The organism is Marinibacterium profundimaris (assembly GCF_002210095.1).
Classification (GTDB): domain Bacteria; phylum Pseudomonadota; class Alphaproteobacteria; order Rhodobacterales; family Rhodobacteraceae; genus Marinibacterium; species Marinibacterium profundimaris.
Map to the genome: position 1 here is coordinate 183965 of NZ_AQQR01000004.1, position 22573 is coordinate 206537.

Genomic DNA, 22573 nt, shown 5'->3' on the forward strand with positions numbered 1-22573 from the left:
CTTAGCCTCCCATCCGGGATTCGATGCGCTGGACGACCGGTTCGGGCACCTCGTCCTGCTGCAGGGCGCCCAGCAGGCGCGCCTTCACATCCTCGGGCATGCGCTTGTTGTCGGTCACGAAGGCCACCAGTCGCGCGCGCCGCTCGTCGCTGAGCTTCAGCATCGACGGGCCGATCGACAGCTGGTTTCCCGGCACGGCGGAGGAAAGATCGACGGCGCCGTCCGGCTGCGCGTCACCGTCGGGCCTGTCCGCGACTGGCGTGTCCGCCTTCGACGCGTCCCCGTCCGGCGCGGCGTCGGCCCGGGCGCTGGTGCCGGCCTCGGCCTGCTGCTCGGCCCCGGTATCCGCCGCCTCGTTGCGGATCGGGCGCACCCGGATCCCCGGGCCCAGCAACTGGGTCCGGCCCACGACGACCTCGCGCCCCGCCAGTCCCGCGCCGCGCAGCAGCACGGCGTCGCCCTGGCGGCGCACCAGTGTCACCGGCAGCACATCCAGGCGATCCTCGCCCTGCAGCACCAGCACCGTGCCGCCCGCATCCAGCACCGAGGCCGGCAGGCGCACGATGTTGTCCAGCGGCGGCTCTTCGACATGGACGGTGACGAAATCTCCGGGCTTGAAACCCGGCGCCGCGCCAAGCCGCGCGAACAAAAGCCGCCCCGACTGCCCCTCGCCCACTGCCGCGCTGTCGCGGCTGATGCGGCCCTCGGCCATCAGGTCGACGCCGGCGATGTTCAGCGACACGCGCACCGGCGCGTCCAGCAGGCTGCCGTCTTCGTCCAAAAGGCGCACGTATTGCGCGGTGGAAATGCGAAAGGCGACCTCCAGCTGTTCGGGATCCACCAGGCTGGCGATGCGTTCGTTAAGCTGCACCAGCCGGCCCTCGACCAGGGTGACCTCGCTCAGCGTGCCGTCGTAGGGCGCGGTAAGGCGGGTGTCTTCCAGGTCACGCTCGGCGGTGCGCCGGGCGACCCGGGCACGCGCCAGCGTGGTCTGCGCCTGGTCCACGCGGGCCTCGGCCTGGGCCACGGACATGCGGCTGGCCAGCACCGATTGCCGGGCCTGCGCGGCGGCCAGCTCGGCCGATTCCACCGTGGTCGCGGTGCCCACGCCCCGGTCCGACAGGTCCAGCTGGCGCTGGTAGGCCCGTTCGCGCAGCGCGGACTGGTCGCGCGCGGCTTCCAGCTCGTCGCGGGCCAGGATCAGGCCGCGATCGGCGTCGCGCACCTCGGCCTCGGCATCGAGCATGTCGCTTTGCGCCCGGTCCAGCGCCCCCTCGGCATCGGCCGGGTCCACCTGCATCAGCAGCTCGCCGGCCGTGACGGTGCCGCCTTCCACGAAGCTCTCGGCCAGGTAGGTCACCCGCCCCTGCGAGGCGGCGCGCAGTTCCAGCGTGCGGCGGCTCTGGACCTCGCCGAAGGCCTCGAGGATCGGCGTGACGGTTTCCGGCCGGGCGGTCTGCAGGTTGACGGCAAAGACCCGCTCCTGCGCCTGCGGCGGGCGGACCTCCTGGCTCATGCGCTCCTGCACCGCGCTGACGATCACCTGACCGGAATAGATCAGAAGCGCCAGCGTAAGCGCCGCCAGGAACACGCCGACAAGGCTTTGTCGCAAGAATTTCATAACCGACTTCCCTCGGCCCCGGAGCCGAATTCACTGGTACGATCCCGCGGGGATCAGTGGAGATTATACCAAGTAACGCGCCGGCCCGTCATTTCCGTCGCAGATGTTCGTCCAATCTTGGAAAAATCTCGACAAAATTGCAGGGGCGGTGCCGGAAATCCAGCTGGCGGCCCAGGATTTCGTCCCAGGCGTCCTTGCAGGCGCCGGGGCTGCCGGGCAGCGCGAAGAGATAGGTGCCGCCCGCCACGCCGCCGGTGGCGCGGCTTTGCACGGCGCTGGTGCCGATCTTCTGCATCGAAACGATGGTGAAGACCGTGCCGAAAGCGTCGATCTCCTTCTCGTAGACATCGCGATGCGCCTCGACGGTCACGTCGCGCCCCGTCAGCCCGGTGCCGCCGGTCGAGATCACCACGTCGATCTCCGGGTCCGCGATCCAGGCGCGCAGGCGGTCGGCGATGCGGTCGCGTTCGTCGGGGATGATCTCGCGCGCGGCAAGGATGTGGCCGGCCTCGGCGATGCGGTCGACCAGCACCTGGCCCGAGCGGTCGTCGCCCGGCGTGCGGGTGTCGGAAACCGTCAGCACGGCGATGCGGACGGGGATGAACTCGCGGCTTTCGTCAATTCGGGACATCTGAACCTCCGGGCGCTGTCCGCTCATCCGCCCTGACAGGCGGCCTCGCCCCGATCAGGGCGTGATCTCGAACATATGGCCCCCGGGGCCAAGGTTGACCACCTCGGTCGCGCCGATCATGCCGCGCTGACCCCAGCTGTCGTGGATATGGCCACAGACGGCAAGGCGCGGCTGGATCCGGCTTATGGCGTCATGGATCGCGGTGGAGCCCACCGATTGCCCGGCCGAGGTGCGGTCGGCGATCCCCTTGGGCGGGGAATGGAACACGAGGATGTCGGCGGCCTCGCATCCCGCCAGCGCGGTGTCGGCCTGCGCCTCGGACATGTCGCAGGACCAGGGCCCGAAGGGCGTGACCGGGATGCCGTAGCCCAGGCCGAAGATCTTCAGCCCGCCGGCCTCGCAGCCCTCGCCATGCAGCACGGTGACACCCGGCCCGGTGGCGGCGCGCAGTTCGTCGGCGCTTTCGGCATTGCCGGGCACCGCGATCATCGGCGCCTGCAGGCCGGCCAGCAGGGCCATCGCCTCGGGCAGGCCCTGGCGCATGTTGCAGAAATCCCCGGCGCCGATCACCAGATCGACATCGGCGCTGGCCGTCACCAGTGCGCGCGCCGCGGGCGCCGCCGCATGCAGGTCGGAAAAGGCGAGGATCTTCATGGTCTCTCCTGTATGGCCGTCTGGCGCGGCGCGCCCCCGACCTTAGATGCCCAGCTTCGCGCGCAGCTCCAGCATGTCGGCCCACGCCTCGCGCTTGGCCTGCGGGTTGCGCAACAGATAGGCCGGGTGGAACATCGGCAAGGCCGGCCGATCCAGCGCCTGGTCCCAGCGCCCGCGCAGCCGCGTGATGCCGCGCTTGCCCAGCATCGCCTGGCACGAGATATTGCCCATGATCACAAGCACCTCCGGCTTCGCCAGCCGCACATGCGCCTCGAGAAACGGTTTCATCATCGCGATCTCGTCCGGCTTCGGATCGCGGTTCTGCGGCGGCCGCCAGGGCAGCACGTTGGTGATATAGGCCGAGTCCGCCCGCGACAGGCCCACCGCCCCCAGCATCCGGTCCAGCAGCTGGCCGGCGCGGCCGACGAAAGGCTTGCCCTCGCGGTCCTCGTCGCGGCCCGGCGCCTCGCCGATGATCATCACCCGCGCGCCCGGCACCCCGTCGCAGAACACGGTCGACCGCGCGCCCTTCTTCAGCGCGCAGCCCTCGAACGCCTCGAGCGCGGCGCGCAGCTCTTCCAGCGAGCCGGCCGCGCGGGCCGCGCGCATGGCATCCTCGACCGGATCGGGCTCTGCCAGGGGCACCGGCACCCCCGGCCGCACGGACGGCGCCCCGGCCGCGGCCTTCTGGGGCGGCTTGCGCTGTTCCAGATCGTACCGGTTCACCGGCGCGTCGCAGATCGCCTCTGTCGCGCCCAGTTCCACCTGCCAGGCCAGCAGCGCCTCGGCCGCCTCGATATCCGGATAGATCCCCATGGGTGCAAGCTATGCCCCCGCCCGTCCAAGGTAAATGGGCAGCCGCACTTATGGGGGCGCCGCACGGGCTTGCCGCCCCGGACCGGCCTTTCTATAACCGCCCCGTACCGGCGAGGGGCATCATGAGTTTCACCGCAAAGCACCTGCTCGGCATCGAGCCGCTTCGACCCGAGGCGATCACCACGATCCTCGATCTGGCCGAGACCTACGTGGATCTCAACCGCAGCGACACCAAGCGCAGCAATGCGCTGTCGGGGCTGACCCAGATCAACATGTTCTTCGAGAACTCGACCCGCACGCAGGCCAGTTTCGAACTGGCGGGCAAACGGCTGGGCGCGGTTGTCATGAACATGTCGATGGCGACGTCCTCGGTGAAGAAGGGCGAGACGCTGATCGACACCGCGCTGACGCTGAACGCGATGCATCCCGACCTGCTGGTGGTGCGGCACCCGCAATCGGGCGCCGTGGACCTTCTGTCGCAGAAGGTGAACTGCGCCGTGCTGAACGCCGGCGACGGGCGCCATGAACATCCCACGCAGGCCCTGCTGGACGCGCTGACGATTCGCCGCGCCAAGGGCCGGCTGCACCGGCTCAACGTGGCGATCTGCGGCGACATCGCCCATTCCCGCGTGGCCCGGTCCAACATCCTGCTGCTGGGCAAGATGGAAAACCGCGTGCGCCTGATCGGCCCGCCGACCCTGATGCCCGAGGCGATCGGGGAGTTCGGCGTCGAGGTCTACCAGGACATGGAGGAAGGGCTGCGCGACGTCGACGTCGTGATGATGCTGCGCCTCCAGAAAGAGCGCATGGACGGCGGGTTCATCCCGTCGGAGCGCGAATATTACCACCGCTACGGGCTGGACGCGGCCAAGCTGGCGCTGGCCAAGGACGATGCGATCGTCATGCACCCGGGGCCCATGAACCGCGGCGTCGAGATCGACGGCGAGATCGCCGACGACATCAACCGCTCGGTCATCCAGGACCAGGTCGAGATGGGCGTCGCCGTGCGCATGGCCGCTATGGAGCTTCTGGCCCGCAACCTGCACGCGGAGCCAGCATGAGCGGCGGCCTGGAAATAGAGATCCCGCGCGGCGAACGCGGCCGCATCCGGGTGTTTTCCCTGTCGATGTCGAAGGACGAGGCCGAGAACCTCGAACTTGGCCGCGCGCTTGGCAAGGCCCCCGACGATCCGTCGCGGGTCGAGGTCTTTCCCGTCTCCAACCTCGAGGGGCTGGGGCTGGCCGGATACCTGATCGAGGGCTGCGGCGTGGCCGAGAGCCAGATCGCGCCCGACCGCTCGCGGCTCGATGCGCTGGACGGCCACGTGATGCTGCTGTTCAGCCGCGCCTTTCCCGAGGGCGACGTCACCCTGCACCCCGAACCCGCGCTGACCCTGATCGGCACCTATGACGAGGTCCGGCCCGCGCCGCCCTCTGCCCCCGTCGAATCGCAAAGCGCCGCCCCCTATACCGGCGCGCCCAAACCTTCCCCGCGCGACACCCGCGCCGCATCCCGCCGGGCCGGAGCCCTGTTCTTCGTGCTGGTGATGCTGCTGGTGGTCGTTGTCGCGGTGCTGGTCCTCTGAAACCGGAGCCTTGATGTCGTCGATCCTGTTCACGAACGCCCGCCTGATCGATCCCGAGACGCTCTCGGACGAGACCGGCAGCCTGCTGGTCCGCGACGGCGCCATCGCCGGACGCCCCGGCCCGGATGACAGCCCCGCCGCCGACACGGTCGTCGACTGCGACGGCCTGTGCCTCGCACCGGGGATCATCGACCTGGGCGTCAAGGTCGGCGAGCCGGGCGAACGCCACCAGGAAAGCTTTCGCACCGCCGGGCGCGCGGCCGCCAAGGGCGGGGTCACCACGATGATCACCCGGCCCGACACGATGCCCGCGATCGACAACCCCGAGACGCTGGAATTCGTCCTGCGCCGCGCCCAGGCCGACACCCCGGTCAACGTGCTGCCCATGGGCACCCTGACCAAGGGGCGCGAGGGCCGCGAGATGACCGAGATCGGCTTTCTCATGGATGCCGGCGCCGTGGCCTTCACCGATGGCGACCACGTCACCCGCGACACCCGCGTGCTGTCGCGGGCGCTGACCTACGCGCGCAGCCTCGGCGCGCTGGTCATCGCCCATCCGCAGGATCCGGGCCTGTCGCGCGGCGCCTCGGCCACGGCGGGCAAGTTCGCCTCGCTGCGGGGCCTGCCCGACGTGTCGCCCATGGCCGAACGCATGGGGCTCGATCGCGACATGGCGCTGGTCGAGATGACGGGCGTGCGTTACCACGCCGATCAGATCACCACCGCCCGCGCCCTGCCCGCGCTGGAACGCGCCAAGGCCAACGGCTTCGATGTGACCGCCGGTGTCAGCATCCATCACCTGACGCTGAATGAGCTCGACGTCGCCGATTACCGGACCTTCTTCAAGCTGACGCCGCCGCTGCGCTCGGAAGACGACCGCCAGGCGGTGGTCGAGGCGGTGGGCACCGGTCTGATCGACATCATCTGTTCGATGCACACGCCGCAGGACGAGGAATCGAAGCGCCTGCCCTTCGAAGAGGCCGCCTCGGGCGCCGTGGGGCTGGAAACCCTGCTTCCGGCGGCGATGCGGCTTTATCATTCCGGCGCCCTGTCGCTGCCGCAGCTGTTCCGCGCCATGGCGCTGAACCCCGCGACGCGGCTGGGCCTGGCCTCCGGGCGGCTGGCCGAGGGCGCGCCCGCCGACCTGGTGCTGTTCGATCCCGACAAGCCCTTCGTCATGGACCGCTGGTCGCTCGAATCGAAATCCAAGAACACGCCCTTCGACCTGCAGCGCATGCAGGGCCGCGTCACCGGCACCTGGCTTGCCGGGCGCGAAATCTACCGGGCCGCATGATGCCGGAGTTCACCACCCCCGACCTGTGGCTGATCCTCTGGATCGCCGTGGGCTACCTGCTGGGCTCGATCCCCTTCGGCCTGGTCTCGGCGCGGATCTTCGGGCTGGGCGACGTGCGCAAGATCGGCTCGGGCAACATCGGCGCGACCAACGTGCTGCGCACCGGGCACAAGCCCGCCGCCGCGCTGACGCTGGTGCTGGATGCCGCCAAGGGCGCGGTCGCGGTGCTGCTGGCACGGCATTTCGCGGGCGAGGACGCGGTGCAGCTGGCGGCGCTGGCGGCCTTCTTCGGCCATTGCTTCCCGGTCTGGCTGGGCTTCAGGGGCGGCAAGGGCGTGGCGACCTTCCTCGGCATCTGGCTGGCGCTGGCGCCGATGGTCGGCATCGCCTGCTGCGCGACCTGGCTGCTGGCGGCGGCGCTGTCGCGGATCTCCTCCGTGGGCGCCCTGGCCGCCGCGGCGCTGTCGCCGCTCTGGGCGCTGCTCTTCGGCGCGCAGACGGCGGTGCTTTTGTCCTTCGCGCTGCTCGCGCTGATCCTGTGGCGGCACTGGCAGAACATCCAGCGCCTGCGCGACGGGACCGAACCGCGCATCGGCGCACGGCGGAAGTAACCTGTCCGCAGCACCTGGGCGCGCGCCCTCGACCAGGGCGCGTCAGGCAAAGGCCGCGAAACACCTTTGCGAAACACTCCCGGGACCTTACCCTTGGGGAAGACATGGAGTCGGGAGGTAAAAGGTCATGGATTTTCAAACAGCTGTCAGAACCTGTTTTCGCAAGTACGCCGATTTCAGCGGCCGGGCGCGGCGCTCGGAATACTGGTGGTTCGTTCTGTTCCTGTTCATCGCCAATGCCGTGCTGGGCTTGATCGACAGCGCCATCTTCGGGTTTTCCGATCCCGGTGTCGGCCTGCTGGCCCCGCTGTTCTCGCTGGCCACGCTGCTGCCCTCGCTCGCCGTCGGCGCGCGGAGGCTGCATGATATCGGACGCTCGGGCTGGTGGCTGCTGCTGGTGCTGATCCCGGTGATCGGTTTCATCATCCTGATCGTCTGGTTCGCCACCAGAAGCGAAGAGGGCGCCAACGATTTCGGCCCCGGCCCGCAGCCCGCGACGGCCTGAGCCCCGCGAGCCGCAGGGGACGCAAAACGGGCGCCCGACACCGGACGCCCGTCAATGTCAGATCAATAGCTGTAGGCGGCGTAGATCTTGCTCAGGTCGCCGTTCCAGTCGCCGTTGTAGTGATCCAGCAGCTCGTCCGCCGGGGCCTTGCCCGTCTCGATGCTGTCTTCCAGCGCATGCAGGAAATGGCGTTCGTCCGCCACCATGCCGCCAAGGCCGGGCCGGGCCCGCGCCTTCAGCCCCGCGCGCGAGATGTCGACCGCCTCGCGCGCCAGCGTCAGCATGTCCAGCCCGCCGACCTTCGCCTCCAGCCCGTCGCGGCCCGCCGCCTCGCGCAGGGCCTGCCGCGTCTCGGCGTCCCAGCCCTTGACCATGTCCCAGGCCGCGTCCAGCGCCGACTGGTCGTACATCAGCCCGACCCAGAAGGCCGGCAGCGCGCACAGCCTGCGCCACGGCCCGCCATCGGCGCCGCGCATCTCGATGAACTTCTTGATCCGCGCCTCGGGGAAAACCGTGGTCAGGTGATCGGCCCAGTCCGACAGGGTCGGCTTCTCGCCCGGCAGCGCGGGCAGTTCGCCCTTCAGGAAATCGCGGAACGACATGCCGAGCGCGTCGATGTACTTGCCGTCGCGGTAGACAAAGTACATCGGCACATCGAGCGCATATTCCGCCCAGGCCTCGAATCCGAAGCCCTCGTCGAAGACGAAGGGCAGCATGCCGGTCCGCGCCTCGTCCAGGTTCTGCCAGACCTTCGCGCGCATGGATTTCCAGCCGTTGGGCTTGCCCTCGAAGAACGGTGAATTGCCGAACAGCGCATTGGCCACCGGCTGCAGCGCCAGCGCCACGCGCAGCTTCTGCACCATGTCGGCCTCGGAGCCGAAATCCAGGTTCACCTGCACCGTGCAGGTCCGTCGCATCATCACGCGGCCCATGGTGCCGACCTTGCCCATGTAGGCATCCATCAGCTTGTACCGGCCCTTGGGCATCAGCGGCATCTGATCGTGCGTCCACTCGGGCGCGGCGCCCAGCCCGATAAAGCCCACGCCGACCTTGTCGGCCACGTCCTTGACCTCGCGCAGGTGCTCGTTCACCTCGTCGCAGGTCTCGTGGATCGTCTCCAGCGGTGCGCCCGACAATTCCAGCTGCCCGCCGGGTTCAAGCGAGATGTTCGCCCCGCCCTTGGTCAGCCCGATCAGGTTGCCGCCCTCTTCCAGCGGCGCCCAGCCGTGCACATCGCGCAGGCCTTCCAGCACCGCCTTGACCGATCGCTCGCCCTCGTAGGGGATCGGCAGCAGCGTGTCCTTGCAATAGCCGAACTTCTCGTGCTCGGTCCCGATGCGCCAGTCTTCCTTCGGCTTGCACCCGTCTGCCAGGTAGCCCGCGAGCTGGTCGTGACTTTCGATCGGCCCGCCGCCGCTCTGGGGAATGGACATGCTTGCTCTCCGGTCCTTGGGTCTTCACCTGCGACCTGACCTGTCCCGAAATGCGACGGAGTGTCAATGTAGGCGATAGTTGGGGGGCCGCGCGGTGCGGCGTTCCCACACGACCACCGGCATCGGTGCCTTATTATCGAGATGTCCCAGCAGGCGGCGCGTATCGAGCCCCGGAAGCGCGCCGAAGGCGTCGAAGAGCGCGTCCGAGCCGGCGGCGTTCACGGGAATGTGCAGCGCCGGGATGCCCGGCTGCTCCAGCACCCAGCAGGCCGGGTGGTCGGTGGGGTCGAGGATCAGGCGCTCCAGCTCGGAGGCCGCCACCGCGCCCCCGTCGAGCGGCCCGAAGTACGAGATCTGCCCTTCGTCCACCTGCACCACGCCCGGTCCCTGCCCGTCCTGGCGAAAGCGCATCCGGCGCAGCCCCGTCACCGCCAGCGCCGCGCCGCCCAGGATCAGCGCCCAGCCGACCCAGCCCAGCAGCCCGCCCGGCCCCGTCGCCCAGCTTAGCCCCAGCAGGGCCAGTGCGGCACCGATCAGCACCTCGCGCCAGCGCATCAGCTGCGCCCGCGCCTCGGGTCGGATGAAACTCATGGCCGCTCTCCCGGCGCGACCCCAACGAACATCGGTTCCGACAGCACCGCGACGCGGTAGTCGCCGATCCGCTGGAAGCCGATCGCCTCGTAGGCGCGTGCCGCGGCGGGGTTGTTGGCAAACAGGATCGCCACCCGCGCGCCGTCGTCGCGCGCCTGGGTCAGCCGCGCGGCGGTGACCCGGCGGCCCAGGCCCCGGTTGCGCTCTGCCTCGGGCACAAAGACGCCGCCGACCTGCACCATGTCGCCCGCCCGCGCGTTCAGCGCGGCGGCGGCCACCGGCCGGCCATCCTCGATCAGCAGCCGTTCCGACGCGCCGGGCTTGCAGGCGACCCTGGCGCGGGCCCCGGCCTCCTCGCGGGCGCGGTCCGGATCGTCGGTCAGCCCGGTTTCCAGCAGGTAGCGCGTGTACCAGCCCACCAGCATGTCGCGCTCTTCCGGCTGTGCCGGGCGCATCACGTCGCAGGGCGACGGCAGCACGTCCAGCTCCAGCCGATAAAGCGGCTCGGCCTGGTTCATCGCAAAGCGGTCGGCCCGCAGCCCAAGCGCGGCCAGCGCGCGGCGCACCTGCCGGTCCTCGCCGGTGATACCGCGTATCAGCTGCCCCCGCAGCGCCGCGTTCCACTCCGCCCAGGCCGCCGGCCCCGCCCCGGGCGCCTGAACCATGAGATAGCCGGCATTGGTCGCGCCCATCACGCCGGTCAGCTCCCCCGCCGCCTCGAGCAGCCAGAAGGTGGTGCCGTGGGGATGGCACCGCTCGTCCAGCCCGTGCGCGGCCAGGTTCGACCGCAGGAACATCGAGGTCTCGGCATGGCCGGCCAGAAACGCCTGCATCGCGTCCCGGTCCGCCGCCGCGGCCGGCCGCAGCCTCTCCGGTGCCCGGTCGGGACGATCCGCCGTCATGTCCAGTCTCCCAGCTGCATCTGCCAGAGTGTCAGCGCGGCCACCGCCGCCGTGTCCGCGCGCAGGATCCGCGGCCCCAGGCTCACCCGATGGGCAAAGTCGAAGCCCCGCAGCCTTTGCCGCTCGCGGTCGGAAAACCCGCCCTCCGGCCCGATCAGGATCGCCCAGGGCGCATCGCCGCCGCGCCCGAGGCCGCCTGTCAGGGCGGACGAGGAGGCCGCCTCCCCCACCAGCGCCTCGTCGCAGAACATCAGCTGCCGGTCCGCGGGCCAGTCGTCCAGCACGCGGTCGAGCTTTTCCAGCCCGGCCACCTCGGGCACCCAGGTGCCCCCGCATTGCTCGGCCGCCTCGACCGCATGGGCCTGCAGCCGGTCCTGCCGGATGCGCTCGGAATTGGTGAATTCTGTCGCCACGGGGCAGATCCGGGCCGCGCCCATTTCCGCCGCCTTCTCGACGATGAAATCGGTCCGCGCCTTCTTGATCGGCGCGAACAGCAGCCACAGGTCGGGCGGCATTTGCAGCGGCTTCGTCACCGCCTCCACCAGCAACGTGCCGCCGCGCTTGCCGGCCTCGACCACCCGGGCCGAGACCTCTCCGTCCCGGCCGTTGAACAGCAGGATCCTGTCCCCGGCGGTCAATCGCATCACGCCAAAGAGATAATGCGCGTGGTCCCGTGACAGAGGAACGGATTGCCCCTCGCCCAGATCGTCATTAACAAACAGTCGCACCGTGCCGCTCATAACAGGCTACATATGCAAGCTGACCGCCCGACACCAGAGACACCGCCAGAGACACGCGTCGCCGACGCCGTCGACGACAACTGGGTCGACACCCGCGCGCCGGCCTGGGCGCGGCCCTACCTGCGCCTGTCGCGCGCCGACCGGCCGATCGGAACCTGGCTTCTGCTTCTGCCCTGCTGGTGGGGCCTGGCGCTGGCGATCCTGTCGACCCAGACCATCGGCTGGCACGACGCCTGGATCGCCTTGGGCTGCGGCATCGGCGCCTGGCTGATGCGCGGCGCGGGCTGCACCTGGAACGACATCACCGACCGCGACATCGACGGCTCGGTCGAGCGCACCCGCTCGCGGCCGATCCCCTCGGGCGCCGTCACCACGAAACAGGCGCTGGCCTGGGGCGTGATCCAGTCGCTGCTGGCCTTCGGAATCCTGCTCACCTTCAACCAGGCGGCCATCGCGCTTGGCGTGCTGTCGCTGTTGCCGGTGACGATCTATCCCTTCGCCAAGCGCTTCACCTGGTGGCCGCAGATCTTCCTTGGCCTCGCCTTCAACTGGGGCGCCCTGCTGGCCTTCACCGCGCATACCGGCGCGCTGCAATGGCCCGCCGTGCTGCTCTATGTGGCCGGCATCTGCTGGACGCTGTTCTACGACACGATCTACGCGCACCAGGATGCCGAGGACGATGCGCTGATCGGCGTGAAATCCACCGCCCGCCTCTTCGGCACCGACACGCCGCGCTACCTGAAATACTTCCTCGTCGGCACCGTCTCGCTCATGGGTCTGGCCGTGATCGGCGCCGGCATGCCGGAGGCCTCGGTGCTGGCGCTGGTGATCGCGCTCGGCGGCCCGTGGGCCATGGGCTGGCACATGGCGTGGCAATTGCGCGGTCTCGACCTCGAAAACAACGCCAAGCTGCTGCAGCTCTTCCGGGCCAACCGCGACACGGGCCTTATTCCGCTCATCTTCTTCCTGGGCGCGCTCTTCGCTTGATTGAACCGCCCGCCGGGGCATCGTAAGAGACCGGACATGAAACACATGACATCCGCATGCGTGCAAAGACCGTATTGATCTCCACCGTCTCCCTCGCCGCCGCCGCCGGCCTGTCGCTGGTCGCGGCAAGCTTCGCGGTCAGCGCCATCGAGGACGGAAGCGAAATCGGCATTCGCCGCGCGCTGGACGAGGCGATGTTCGACTGGGCCGAGGTCGAGGCCAACGGCCTGCAGGTCATCCTCACCGGCACCGCTCCGAACGAGGCCACCCGCTTCGAGGCGCTCAGCGCTGCCGGCAGCGTCGTCGATTCGGCCCGGGTGATCGACCGCATGGATGTCACCCCCACCGCCGCCATCGCGCCGCCGCGCTTCTCGGCCGAGATCCTGCGCAGCGAGACCGGCATCTCGGTCATCGGCCTGGTGCCGCAGGCGGTCGACCGCGACACCCTGGCCCGGCGGCTTGAACGCATCGCCGGCCCCGACAAGGTGGCCGAGTTCCTGGAAACCGCCAGCTACCCGGTCCCCGAGGGCTGGGAAGACGCGCTGGCCTACGCCATGCTCGCCCTCGAAGAACTGCCGCGGGCCAAGATCTCGGTCTCGGCCGGCCGCGTCCACGTGACCGCCACCGCCGACAGCACCGAGGCCCGCGCCCGGCTGGAGCGCACCCTGCGCCGCGCCGCGCCCTCGACCCTGAATGTCGTGCTGGACATCACGGCACCGCGCCCGGTGATCACACCGTTCTCGCTGCGCTACATCCTCGACGAGGATGGCGCGGGGCGTTTCGACGCCTGCTCGGCCCCCGACGACGAAAGCGCCGACATCATCCTGGCCGCCGCGCGCGAAGCGGGGCTGGAGGGCGACGGCAGCTGCACCATCGGCCTCGGCGTGCCCTCCCAACGCTGGGACGAGGCCGCCGTGCTCAGCCTCGCCGCGCTGTCGCGCCTGGGCGGCGGCACACTGACCATGACCGATGCCGACATCGCCATGGTCGCGCCCATGGGCCTCGACCCGTCGCAGTTCGACCAGATCGTCGGCGGGCTGGAAAACGACCTGCCCGAGGTCTTCGCGCTGCATGCCACCCTGCCCGTCCCGGACGAGACCGCCGACACCGGCCCGGCCGAATTCATCGCCACCCTCAGCCCCGAGGGCCTCGTGCAGCTGCGCGGCCGCGTGCCCAGCGAAGGCTTCCGCGCCCTGACCGACAGCTTCGCCCGCGCGCGCTTCGGCTCGGACACGGTGCACACCTCGGCCCGCGTGGTCGAGGACCTGCCGGCGGACTGGTCCGCCCGGGTCCTCGCCGGGCTGGAGGCGCTTGGCCTCATGGTCAACGGCGTGGTCAATGTCGGGCCCGAGACGATCACCGTCCGCGGCGTCAGCCATTTCGAGGACGCCAGCGCGCAGATGTCGCGGCTCTTCACCTCGAAACTGGGCGAGACCGCCAGCTTCGAGCTGGACATCGCCTACCGCGAACCGCCCCCGCCGACGGACGTGCCGCTGACGGCCGACGAATGCGAACAGCGGATCGCCGATATCCTGACCATGGGCAAGATCACCTTCGAACCCGGATCGGCCCGGATCGACGCCACCTCCCTTGAGATCGTCGATGCCATCGCCGAGGTGCTCGACAATTGCCACTCGGTCCCGCTGGAAATCCAGGGCTACACCGACAGCCAGGGCCGCGAGAGCATGAACCTGGACCTGAGCCAGCAGCGCGCCAACGCCGTGCTGGCCGAGCTCACCGCGCGCCGCATCCGCACCTCCAGCTTCCGCGCCAAGGGCTACGGCGAGGAAAACCCGATCGCGGACAACGGCACCGAGGCAGGCCGCGAGGCCAACCGCCGGATCGAGTTCCGGGTGATCCGCACCGATGCCTCCGCCGACGACGAAACGACGCTCGACAGCATGAGCGCGGAAGGCGGGGACGCGGATTCCGACACAGATAGCGGCGCGGAGGCCGATTCAGAGGCTGACGCGGCGGACGATACGGGCGATAACCCCGGGGACGCGTCCGAAGAGGACGCCAACGACGAGGCCCCCGAGGAGACCGAAAGTGAACAGGACTGAGTTCATCATCGCCACCGCCTGTGTTCTGTTCCTGGCCTTCGTGCTGGGCTGGTTCGCCAACTGGCTGGTGCACCGCTTCACCCGTGTCAGCGCCTCCGACATGGGAGAGCTCGACCGGATGAGCCAGGAACTGCACGAGGCCGAGGAAACCCGCGACAAGGCGATCACCTACCTGCAGCAGCGCGAGGCCGAGCTGACCAACCAGCTGACCCAGACCGAGGCCGAGTTGCGCGCCGCCATGGACGGCCTGCGCGAGGCCCGCCACGAGGCGGAAGAGCTGCGCTCCTACGTGGAACGGGTGCAGGGCACAGCCTGAGCGCCCCTCCCCCGGACGGTCCCCTGCTGCCGTGACGGCTGTTGAGCGGGTCCGGCCCCTGTGCCACTCTTTGGCCTGCCTGGGCACGGCCGGGGGGAGGCGCCATGTCGGACATACCCGAGCTTCAGAAATTCGACGCCCTGAACGGCCGGACCTTCCTTGTCTGCGTCGGGGCGATGAAATGCGCGACCAGCTGGATCTACCATTACCTCGCGACCCTGCCCGGGGTCCTGGTCTCTCCCCTGAAGGAGCTGCACTTCTTCAACGCGAAATTCGCCTCCAACGCGCTGTCGGACATGGAGGCCATCGCGATCAACCGCCTGCAGTATCACATCGGGCAGGAGGGCGACCCGGTGCACAACCTGAAATGGCGCCCCGCCTACCAGGCCAGCGTCGACCGGGTGCAGATGATCTATGACGACAATGCCTATTTCGCCCATTTCGCCCGGCTGGTCACACCCGGGATCCGGACCTTCTGCGACATCACGCCGGCCTATTCCACGCTTGGCCCCGACGGCTTTGCCTGGATGCGGGATTTCTGCGCCACGCAGGACATCCGCCTGCGGATCCTTTTCGTGATGCGGGACCCGGTGGACCGGCTCTGGTCGCAGTTGCGCCACATCACCCATGCCAATCCCGCCACGAAACTGACCGACCGCTGGGCCGAGGCGCTGCAAAGCCCGCGCATCATGGCACGCACAGATTACCGTTATACGCTGCAGGACATCGACGCGGTGTTTCCGGCCGACGACGTGCTCTATCTCTTCTACGAGGATCTCTTCGGGGAACCCGCGCTGCGCCGGCTCGCCGATTTCGCCGATGCGCCCTACCAGCCGGGCAAGCCGGAGGTGGTGCGCAACCGGACCGGGCTGACGCTCGACCTGCCGGCCGAGGCGCGCGACACCTTCCGGACCACGCTCGCGGCACAATACGATTACTGCCGGACGCGTTTCGGTGACAGGCTGCCCGCGTCCTGGATGGCGTGAACGCGCCGACGGCGCCCGCCGGATCGACGGAGCCTCGACAGGACACCGGCATGATATTACGCTTTTCGTATATGCCGGCGAGACGTGCCGCCCCGGCGCGTCCCGTGCGGCGTACCACGGGGGGACCACAAGATGGCAGAAGACCTGAGCCCGGGAAGCATCCGGATCGAAACCGATGACTTCCTGCTCTATCTCGCGCGCGAGCCGCTGGAGGATGGCATCTCTCGCACGTTCCAGCTGGAAACCGAGGAATTCCAGTTCTTCATCATGAACGAACGCAGCGACGACGGCATCATGGGCTCGTTCAGGATCGCGACAGAGCGGTTCGAATTCGGCAGATCCTGGGATCGCGACTTGCCGGTTTTCCGGCCCGGGTCCGATGACACGCCGAATTTCGTCGAGGATTTCGGGCTGTTCGACCTGGGCTGACGCCGCGCGCGCGGCCTTGACCGCGCCGTTCGCCCGGCCCTGACACCGGCGCAGCGGCCCGGTCCGCGCGCCGGCGCGCAGCAGCCGTAGCCCTGCTGCGGGCCGCGGGGCGATCAGCCTGTCACGCCACCGCTGCCGATGCCCTGGATCACCATGAAAATCGCCGCCGACAGGATCGCCGCGGCCGGCACGGTGATGACCCAGGCCGCCACGATGGTCAGGAAATGCGACCGGCGCACCAGCTTGCGGCGGCGCCGTTCCTCGGGCGCCAGGTCCGGCAGGCCGGCCATCTCAGTCTTCGCCTTGCGCATCCGCCGCTCGGCATCCCATTCCCGGAAGAAGCCCACGCCAAAGACGCCGCCCACGGCGATATGGGTCGAACTGACCGGCAGACCCAGCCAACTGGCCACGATCACCGTCACCGCCGCCGACAGCGCCACGCAGAAGGCGCGCATCGGGTTCAGCTTGGTGATCTGGTTGCCGACCATGCGGATCAGCTTGGGCCCGAACAGGAACAGCCCGAACGAGATCCCCAGCGCGCCGATCACCATCACCCAAAGCGGGATCGACACGTCATGGGTGAAATCGCCGGTGGTCGAGGCCTGCACGATCGCCGCCAGCGGCCCGACCGCGTTGGCCACGTCATTGGCGCCATGCGCGAAGCTGAGCAGCGAGGCCGAGACGATCAGCGGAATGCCGAAGAGCACCTTGAGCGACTTGTTGCGGTTCTCCATCCCCTGGGATTGCCGCCGCACCACCGGGATCATGATCAGCCAGGCCGCGACCGCGACCCCCAGCCCGATCAGCAGAGACATGACCGGGTCGATCGACACGACCTTCGACAGCCCCTTCACCGCGAGGTAGGAGCTGAAGGCGCCGGCCATGATCCCCACCAGCACCGGCACCCAGACCCGTGCCGCGGCGATCTTGTCGTCGCGGTAGATGATCCAGGACTTGATGAACCACAGGAACCCGGCCGCCACCACGCCGCCCAGCAACGGAGAGATCACCCAGCTGGCGGCAATCGCGCTCATCTGTCCCCAGCTGACCGCGCCGAAGCCCGCCGCCGCGATCCCCGCGCCCATGACACCGCCCACGACCGAATGCGTCGTCGACACCGGCGCCCCGATCCAGGTCGCCAGGTTGACCCACAGCGCCGAGGCCAGCAGCGCCGCCAGCATGGCCGAGATGAACCCCGAGGAGGTGCCCATGCTCTCGGGCGCGATGATGCCCTTGGCGATGGTCGACACCACGTCGCCCCCGGCCAGCAGCGCGCCCGCGCTTTCGAAGATCGCCGCGATCACGATCGCCAGCCCCATCGACAGCGCGTTGGCCCCCACCGCGGGGCCCATGTTGTTGGCCACGTCGTTGGCGCCGATGTTCAGCGCCATGTAGGCGCCGAAGGCCGCCGCGACGACCACGATGAAGGTGCTGCCCGAATGTCCCAGCACCAGCGCCGCGATCAGCCCGGCGAAGACGATGAACAGCAGCGCGATGCCCATGCCCATCATCGGACGGCTGACATAGGCCGTCGCCGTCTCCAGCGTCGACAGGCGGCCCAGGTCGCGGTCCAGTGTCTCCAGGTGGCTCGGGTTCAGATCCCTGTTTACGTCCCTGTTGGCCATGTGTCCCTCCGCTTTCCGGTTCGGTGTCGGGGCAAGGTCGGCAGCAAGGATCCGGGGCAAGGCCTCGCGCGACGGTGTGGGCGTCTAGTGGCGAAGCCGCGTGTCGAGGTCCAGCAGGATCTGCTTCAGACCCGGCTCGGCGACCATCCCGGCCGCTTCGTCCGGATCGACCCAGCGGCGCTGGCGCTGACCGGTCTCGGGGAAATCGTCCTCCAGCGCCTGCACCTCGACCGAGAAGACCAGCGTCTCGACGCTGACCGGCAGGCCGCGCTTGGTGATCTTGTCATAGACATAGGATCCGATCGGCCGGTCCGAGGCCAGGACGGCGCGCACGCCGGCCTCTTCCCAGGCCTCCACCAGGGCGGCCTCGCCGGCGTTCTTGCCGCGCATCAGCCAACCCTTGGGGATGATCCAGCGCCCGGTGCCGCGGCTGGAGATCATCAGGACCTGCGTCCGGTCCCCCTCCCGCCTGTGGCACAGCGCGCCGGTCTGCAACAGGTTCGGCCGCTGCAGCATCGGCCGCACGAAGGCATCGAACGCCGCAGCGATCCGTGCACCCAGTTTCCTGAGCGCGCCACCCCCGTTGATCCGTCCGCTTGTCACGCCGTCCTGTTCCACGTTCATTTCCCGCCTGTCGAAGTCGCGGACCATACAACATAGGCCCCGATCGTGTAAGCCCCATCGTTACAACGTTAACTTTTGCGGCGCCCGGCGCCTCCCAGACCCCGCGCGACGCATCGCACCCGCCGCCCCCGGGCCGCGCGGCGGCCGGTCAAGGCCGACAAGCAGGCCGCCCGCGCTCCGCCACGATCCGCTTGAACTCCGCGCACTTATCGGCAGGTTTCCATGGACCGGCCCGGCCATCGCCCGGGCCCCCACGCATCGACCGCCTCGAAGGAGCCGCCATGACAGCCCCCGATCTCGATCCCGTCCTCCTGTCCCGCCTTGCCGATGTCGCGGTGCATGTCGGCCTCAATCTTCAGCCGGGGCAGGACCTGGTGCTGACCGCCCCGGTCGACTCACTGCCCCTGGTGCGCGAGATCGCGGCCAGCGCCTATCGCGCCGGGGCCGGGATCGTCACGCCGCTGCTGTCGGACGACGACATCGCCCGCGCCCGGTTCCGCAACGCCGCCGATGCCAGCTTCGATCGCGCGCCGGACTGGCTCTATCGCGGCATGGCGCAGGCCTTCGACAGCGGCGCCGCCCGCATGGCCGTGGCCGGCGCCGACCCGATGGCGCTTGCGGCCGAGGACCCCGCCAAGGTCTCGCGCGCCAACAAGGCCAATTCGCTGGCCTACAAGCCCGCGCTCGAAAAGATCTCCACCTTCGAGATCAACTGGACCATCGCCGCCTACCCGACCCCGGGCTGGGCGCGCCAGGTCTTCCCGGACCTCCCCGAGGACGAGGCCATCCTCAAGCTGGCCGACGCGATCTTCTCTGCCTCGCGCGTCACCGGTGCCGATCCCGTCGCCGCCTGGAAAGACCACAACGCCGCGCTCAGGGCCCGGTCCGGCTGGCTCAACGCCGAACGTTTCGACGCGCTGCATTTCACCGGGCCGGGCACCGACCTGGTGGTCGGGCTGGCCGAGGGCCACGAATGGCACGGCGGCGCCTCCGAGGCGCAGAACGGCGTGACCTGCAACCCGAACATCCCCACCGAAGAGGTCTTCACCACGCCCCATGCCCAGCGTGTCGACGGCACCGTCCGCGCGACCAAGCCGCTGTCCTACAACGGCGCCCTGATCGAAGAGATCGAGATGCGGTTCGAAAACGGCCGCGCCGTCGAGGCCCGCTCGGGCAAGGGCGAAACCGTGCTGCACAACATGATCGACAGCGACGAAGGCGCCCGCCGCCTGGGCGAGGTCGCGCTGGTGCCCTACAGCTCGCCGATCTCGCAGACCGGCCTGCTGTTCTACAACACGCTTTTCGACGAAAACGCGGCCTGCCACATCGCCATGGGACAGTGCTATTCCAAGTGCTTCCTCGACGGCGCCTCGCTGTCGGACGACCAGATCGCGGCACAGGGCGGCAACAGCTCGATCATCCACGTGGACTGGATGATCGGCGGGCCGGACACCGACATCGACGGGATCCGCGCCGACGGCAGCCGCGTGCCGGTGTTCCGCAACGGTGAATGGGCGAACTGACCGCCCCGTCTGGATCGCGTCTGGATCGCGGCGGGCTCCCGGCGGGCCCGCCGCGCGCAGGCCTCAGGCCACCGCCTCCGCCACCAACGCCAGCATCCGCCCCCGTACCGGGCTGGCGCCCAGCCGCTGCTCGATCGCATCGGTGATCGCCTGGCGCACCTCGGCCAGCTTCGGCGTGCCGCGCGCCTCGATCTCCAGCCGCAGCGGCGATCCATGGGTCTGGCCAAAGGCGAAATCATCCGCCAGGGCCAGGCTGTCCCGCTCGACCTCCTCGATCGTCGCCTCTTCGAACCCGGCCGCGCGCAGGTCCGCCTCGACCAGGCCGCTGTCCGCATAGCCGAAAGGCGTGCGGGCCAGGAACAACGGCGGGTCCTCGGGCCAGATCCGGATCAGCGTCTCGGTCGCGATGTTCGAGAAATCGTTGCGCTCTATCGGCCCCCAGCTGTTGAAGACGAACCGCCCGCCGGGGCGCAGCACGCGCCGGATCTCGGAGAACCCGGCGACGCGGTCGGGGAAGAACATCACACCGAACTGGCAGAAGGCCACGTCGAAACTGTCGTCCCCGAAGGGCAACGCCAGCGCATCGGCCTGCCGCCACTCGATCCGGTCGTCCCAGTGGTGGGCCTGGGCGCGGGCCAGCATGGCCTCGTTCAGGTCGGTCACGACATAGCGCGCGCCCTCGTCCAGCAGAGGCGCCATGGCCCGCGTGACCGCGCCGGTGCCGGCGGCGATCTCAAGCACCGCCCCGGGGCTGTCCCGCGCGACCCGCCGCGCGAGGTCGGCGCCGTAGCCTTCGAAAAGGATGGGGACGAGGTGGCTGTCGTAGATATCGGGAATGGAGCCACGGAATTCGGTGTCGATGGTCGTCATGACGGACCTCCCTGCAGCACGCGCGGCTCATCCTACCACGAAACGCCCCGGCGCGGCCCCTGCTATCCCGATGCCCCCCGCAGCCCTCCTCCCTGCCAGCCCGGCGCGCTGGCCCGGGGCAACCCCGCCTTCACGTCACGGCGCTCCGACCGCATGGTCCTTGGCTTCACGACCGGTCCCTGCTCCCGGTCAACGAAAAATCGGGCGCGCAGCCCCCCGGCCACACGCCCGTCATTTCCTGACAAAAGGTAAATCCTCCGCTGTAACCCTTTGAAATCACTCATTCCGCCGGAGTGTCCCACGCGTGGGACATCCCGGGCGGCCCGGGATCTTACCAGCGGTCCAGAGCCGCCTCGTCCTCATCCTTCGCCGCGACCCAGCCCTCGCCCTCCGAGGTGGTCTCCTTCTTCCAGAAGGGGGCGCGGGACTTCAGGTAATCCATCAGGAATTCCGCCGCCGCGAAGGCATCCGCCCGGTGCGGCGCCGAGGTGGCCACCATCATGATCGGCGCCCCCGGCTCCAGCGCGCCGTAGCGGTGGATCACCAGCGCATCGCCCAGGTTCCAGCGGGTCACCGCTTCCTCGGCGATCGCGGCGATCGCCTTCTCGGTCATGCCCGGGTAATGCTCGATCTCCATCGCCTTCAGCGTCCCGGCCGCGTTCTGCCGGACGATCCCGGAGAAGCTCACGACAGCGCCCATCCCCTCGGCCGCCTCCGTGAAGCGGTTCAGCTCCGCCCCCGGATCGAACAGCGCGTCATCGACCACGATCCGCATCGGCTCAGCCCCCGGTCATCGGCGGGAAGAACGCCACCTCTCGCACGCCCTCCAGCGGCGCGTCGAAATCCGACAGCTCCTGGTCCAGGGCGACCCTGAGCGCCGTCAGGTCGGAAAACGCCAGCGCATAGCGCTCCTCCCGCGCCGACAGCTCGGCCACCAGTTCGGATACCGTCGCGGCCCGGGTCTCCACCCGTTCCTTGGGCAGGCCGATCCGCTCGCGGACCCAGGCGAAGTAAAGAACATCCATCATTCCGGCTCCTTCAGATGGGGCAGCGCCTTGCGGAAGTAATCGACCCCGGTCCAGACCGTCAGCACCGCCGCGATCCACAGCAGCGACAGGCCGATCAGACCGAACCAGCGCGCCACCTCGATCCACCAGCCAAGGTCGCCGTTGTCGACGATCTTGCCGGACAGAACCGCCGCGACCATCTGCGGATCCATCCCCGCCGCCGACAGCCCGGCGTGATGCTCGGCGATGCCGTGGGCGAACAGGACGGCAAGGGCCACCATCTGCGCCGTCGTCTTCCACTTGGCCATCAGCGTCACCGACAACGTCCCCGCCACGTCGGCCAGGAATTCCCTCAGCCCCGAGATGAAGACCTCGCGGAACATGATGAGGATCGCCGGGAACAGGATCGCCCAGTTCAGCGACGAGACCGCGCACAGCGTCAACAGCGCCGAGGTCACCATCGCCTTGTCGGCGATCGGGTCCAGCATCGTGCCCAGCCGCGTGACCTGGCCCCAGGCCCGGGCGAGGTAGCCGTCGATCCAGTCGGTGGCCGAGACCCCGATGAACAGGAACAGTGCCACCCAGTCGGCCAGCGGCCGGGGCAGCACCATGAAGACCACCGCCAGCGCCGGCGAGGCCAGCAGCCGCAGAAGGGTCAGGATCGTTGGGGTCGTCACTGTCATGCCGTCTTCCTAGCCCTTTTGCGCGCCGGCGGAAACCGCCTCGAACGGGGGACCTGCCGCCAGGCTTCGCGTCCTGC

General features: G+C 69.2%; 25 protein-coding genes. 11 read left to right on the forward strand and 14 right to left on the reverse strand.

Features of this window, described 5'->3' with window-relative positions; genetic code table 11:
- Window position 1 precedes the first annotated feature (1 nt).
- From ATO3_RS11940 to ATO3_RS11955, 4 genes are all read right to left on the reverse strand, one after another.
- Window positions 2-1621: an efflux RND transporter periplasmic adaptor subunit gene (locus ATO3_RS11940; RefSeq protein ID WP_088650092.1), complete on the reverse strand. Its 1620-nt coding sequence runs from the start codon at window positions 1619-1621 to the stop codon at window positions 2-4.
- Between the two features lie 88 nt (window positions 1622-1709).
- Window positions 1710-2252: a molybdenum cofactor biosynthesis protein B gene (gene moaB, locus ATO3_RS11945; RefSeq protein WP_088650093.1), complete on the reverse strand. Its 543-nt coding sequence runs from the start codon at window positions 2250-2252 to the stop codon at window positions 1710-1712.
- A gap of 54 nt (window positions 2253-2306) precedes the next feature.
- Window positions 2307-2906: a metallophosphoesterase family protein gene (locus ATO3_RS11950; protein WP_088650094.1), complete on the reverse strand. Its 600-nt coding sequence runs from the start codon at window positions 2904-2906 to the stop codon at window positions 2307-2309.
- 42 nt (window positions 2907-2948) lie between these two features.
- A complete protein-coding gene (locus tag ATO3_RS11955) occupies window positions 2949-3722 on the reverse strand; it encodes a uracil-DNA glycosylase (RefSeq protein WP_088650095.1) in 774 nt (257 codons plus the stop codon).
- Between the two features lie 122 nt (window positions 3723-3844).
- On the opposite strand from ATO3_RS11955, the gene ATO3_RS11960 reads away from it, so the two are divergent.
- From ATO3_RS11960 to ATO3_RS11980, 5 genes are all read left to right on the forward strand, one after another.
- Window positions 3845-4783 (forward strand): aspartate carbamoyltransferase catalytic subunit, encoded by a 939-nt coding sequence (locus ATO3_RS11960; protein ID WP_088650096.1) that lies wholly within the window; start codon window positions 3845-3847, stop codon window positions 4781-4783.
- Window positions 4780-5307 (forward strand): hypothetical protein, encoded by a 528-nt coding sequence (locus tag ATO3_RS11965; RefSeq protein ID WP_088650097.1) that lies wholly within the window; start codon window positions 4780-4782, stop codon window positions 5305-5307. Before ATO3_RS11960 ends, ATO3_RS11965 begins: the two co-directional genes overlap by 4 nt.
- Before the next feature lie 13 nt (window positions 5308-5320).
- Window positions 5321-6601, forward strand: coding sequence for a dihydroorotase (gene pyrC / locus ATO3_RS11970; protein WP_088650098.1), 1281 nt, complete (start codon window positions 5321-5323; stop codon window positions 6599-6601).
- A complete protein-coding gene (gene plsY, locus ATO3_RS11975) occupies window positions 6601-7212 on the forward strand; it encodes a glycerol-3-phosphate 1-O-acyltransferase PlsY (RefSeq protein ID WP_088650099.1) in 612 nt (203 codons plus the stop codon). The genes pyrC and plsY overlap by 1 nt, the downstream gene beginning before the upstream one ends.
- 127 nt (window positions 7213-7339) lie before the next feature.
- Complete coding sequence (locus ATO3_RS11980; protein ID WP_088650100.1) at window positions 7340-7717, forward strand: DUF805 domain-containing protein; 378 nt, start codon at window positions 7340-7342, stop codon at window positions 7715-7717.
- Window positions 7718-7779: 62 nt separating this feature from the next.
- Here ATO3_RS11980 and ATO3_RS11985 read toward each other — a convergent pair whose 3' ends face one another.
- From ATO3_RS11985 to ATO3_RS12000, 4 genes are all read right to left on the reverse strand, one after another.
- Complete coding sequence (locus ATO3_RS11985) at window positions 7780-9150, reverse strand: glutamate--cysteine ligase (RefSeq protein ID WP_088650101.1); 1371 nt, start codon at window positions 9148-9150, stop codon at window positions 7780-7782.
- A 63-nt stretch (window positions 9151-9213) separates the two neighbouring features.
- The gene (locus ATO3_RS11990) at window positions 9214-9741 is read right to left on the reverse strand and encodes a hypothetical protein (protein WP_088650102.1); all 528 of its coding nucleotides are present in this window, start codon (window positions 9739-9741) and stop codon (window positions 9214-9216) included.
- Entirely contained in the window at window positions 9738-10643 is a 906-nt protein-coding gene (locus ATO3_RS11995; RefSeq protein WP_088650103.1) for a GNAT family N-acetyltransferase, read from the reverse strand. The genes ATO3_RS11990 and ATO3_RS11995 overlap by 4 nt, the downstream gene beginning before the upstream one ends.
- On the reverse strand, window positions 10640-11383 hold the full coding sequence (locus ATO3_RS12000) for a 16S rRNA (uracil(1498)-N(3))-methyltransferase (protein WP_088650104.1): 744 nt from the start codon (window positions 11381-11383) through the stop codon (window positions 10640-10642). The genes ATO3_RS11995 and ATO3_RS12000 overlap by 4 nt, the downstream gene beginning before the upstream one ends.
- Before the next feature lie 12 nt (window positions 11384-11395).
- Here ATO3_RS12000 and ubiA point away from each other — a divergent pair, with 12 nt between their 5' ends.
- From ubiA to ATO3_RS12025, 5 genes are all read left to right on the forward strand, one after another.
- Window positions 11396-12370, forward strand: a complete 975-nt coding sequence (gene ubiA / locus ATO3_RS12005) for a 4-hydroxybenzoate octaprenyltransferase (protein WP_088650105.1) — start codon at window positions 11396-11398, stop codon at window positions 12368-12370.
- A gap of 56 nt (window positions 12371-12426) precedes the next feature.
- Complete coding sequence (locus ATO3_RS12010) at window positions 12427-14433, forward strand: OmpA family protein (protein WP_088650106.1); 2007 nt, start codon at window positions 12427-12429, stop codon at window positions 14431-14433.
- Window positions 14420-14749 (forward strand): prefoldin domain-containing protein, encoded by a 330-nt coding sequence (locus tag ATO3_RS12015; protein ID WP_088650107.1) that lies wholly within the window; start codon window positions 14420-14422, stop codon window positions 14747-14749. The genes ATO3_RS12010 and ATO3_RS12015 overlap by 14 nt, the downstream gene beginning before the upstream one ends.
- 104 nt (window positions 14750-14853) lie before the next feature.
- On the forward strand, window positions 14854-15735 hold the full coding sequence (locus tag ATO3_RS12020; protein ID WP_088650108.1) for a sulfotransferase: 882 nt from the start codon (window positions 14854-14856) through the stop codon (window positions 15733-15735).
- A 132-nt stretch (window positions 15736-15867) separates the two neighbouring features.
- Window positions 15868-16164 carry a hypothetical protein gene (locus tag ATO3_RS12025; protein WP_088650109.1) on the forward strand — a complete coding sequence of 99 codons (297 nt, stop codon included), beginning with the start codon at window positions 15868-15870 and terminating at the stop codon, window positions 16162-16164.
- Between the two features lie 113 nt (window positions 16165-16277).
- Here the strand turns inward: ATO3_RS12025 and ATO3_RS12030 are convergent, their stop codons facing one another.
- Window positions 16278-17789, reverse strand: coding sequence for an inorganic phosphate transporter (locus ATO3_RS12030; RefSeq protein WP_088650110.1), 1512 nt, complete (start codon window positions 17787-17789; stop codon window positions 16278-16280).
- 84 nt (window positions 17790-17873) lie between these two features.
- Window positions 17874-18407: an NUDIX hydrolase gene (locus tag ATO3_RS12035; RefSeq protein ID WP_332888697.1), complete on the reverse strand. Its 534-nt coding sequence runs from the start codon at window positions 18405-18407 to the stop codon at window positions 17874-17876.
- 287 nt (window positions 18408-18694) lie between these two features.
- Here ATO3_RS12035 and ATO3_RS12040 point away from each other — a divergent pair, with 287 nt between their 5' ends.
- Complete coding sequence (locus ATO3_RS12040; protein ID WP_088650111.1) at window positions 18695-19936, forward strand: aminopeptidase; 1242 nt, start codon at window positions 18695-18697, stop codon at window positions 19934-19936.
- 63 nt (window positions 19937-19999) lie between these two features.
- Here the strand turns inward: ATO3_RS12040 and ATO3_RS12045 are convergent, their stop codons facing one another.
- The 4 genes from ATO3_RS12045 to pgsA form a co-directional block, all read right to left on the reverse strand.
- On the reverse strand, window positions 20000-20806 hold the full coding sequence (locus ATO3_RS12045; protein ID WP_088650112.1) for a class I SAM-dependent methyltransferase: 807 nt from the start codon (window positions 20804-20806) through the stop codon (window positions 20000-20002).
- A gap of 331 nt (window positions 20807-21137) precedes the next feature.
- The gene (locus ATO3_RS12050) at window positions 21138-21581 is read right to left on the reverse strand and encodes a molybdenum cofactor biosynthesis protein MoaE (RefSeq protein ID WP_088650113.1); all 444 of its coding nucleotides are present in this window, start codon (window positions 21579-21581) and stop codon (window positions 21138-21140) included.
- Window positions 21582-21585: 4 nt separating this feature from the next.
- On the reverse strand, window positions 21586-21831 hold the full coding sequence (gene moaD / locus ATO3_RS12055; protein WP_198963272.1) for a molybdopterin converting factor subunit 1: 246 nt from the start codon (window positions 21829-21831) through the stop codon (window positions 21586-21588).
- Window positions 21831-22496, reverse strand: a complete 666-nt coding sequence (gene pgsA, locus ATO3_RS12060; RefSeq protein ID WP_088650115.1) for a CDP-diacylglycerol--glycerol-3-phosphate 3-phosphatidyltransferase — start codon at window positions 22494-22496, stop codon at window positions 21831-21833. The genes moaD and pgsA overlap by 1 nt, the downstream gene beginning before the upstream one ends.
- Between the last annotated feature and the right edge of the window lie 77 nt (window positions 22497-22573).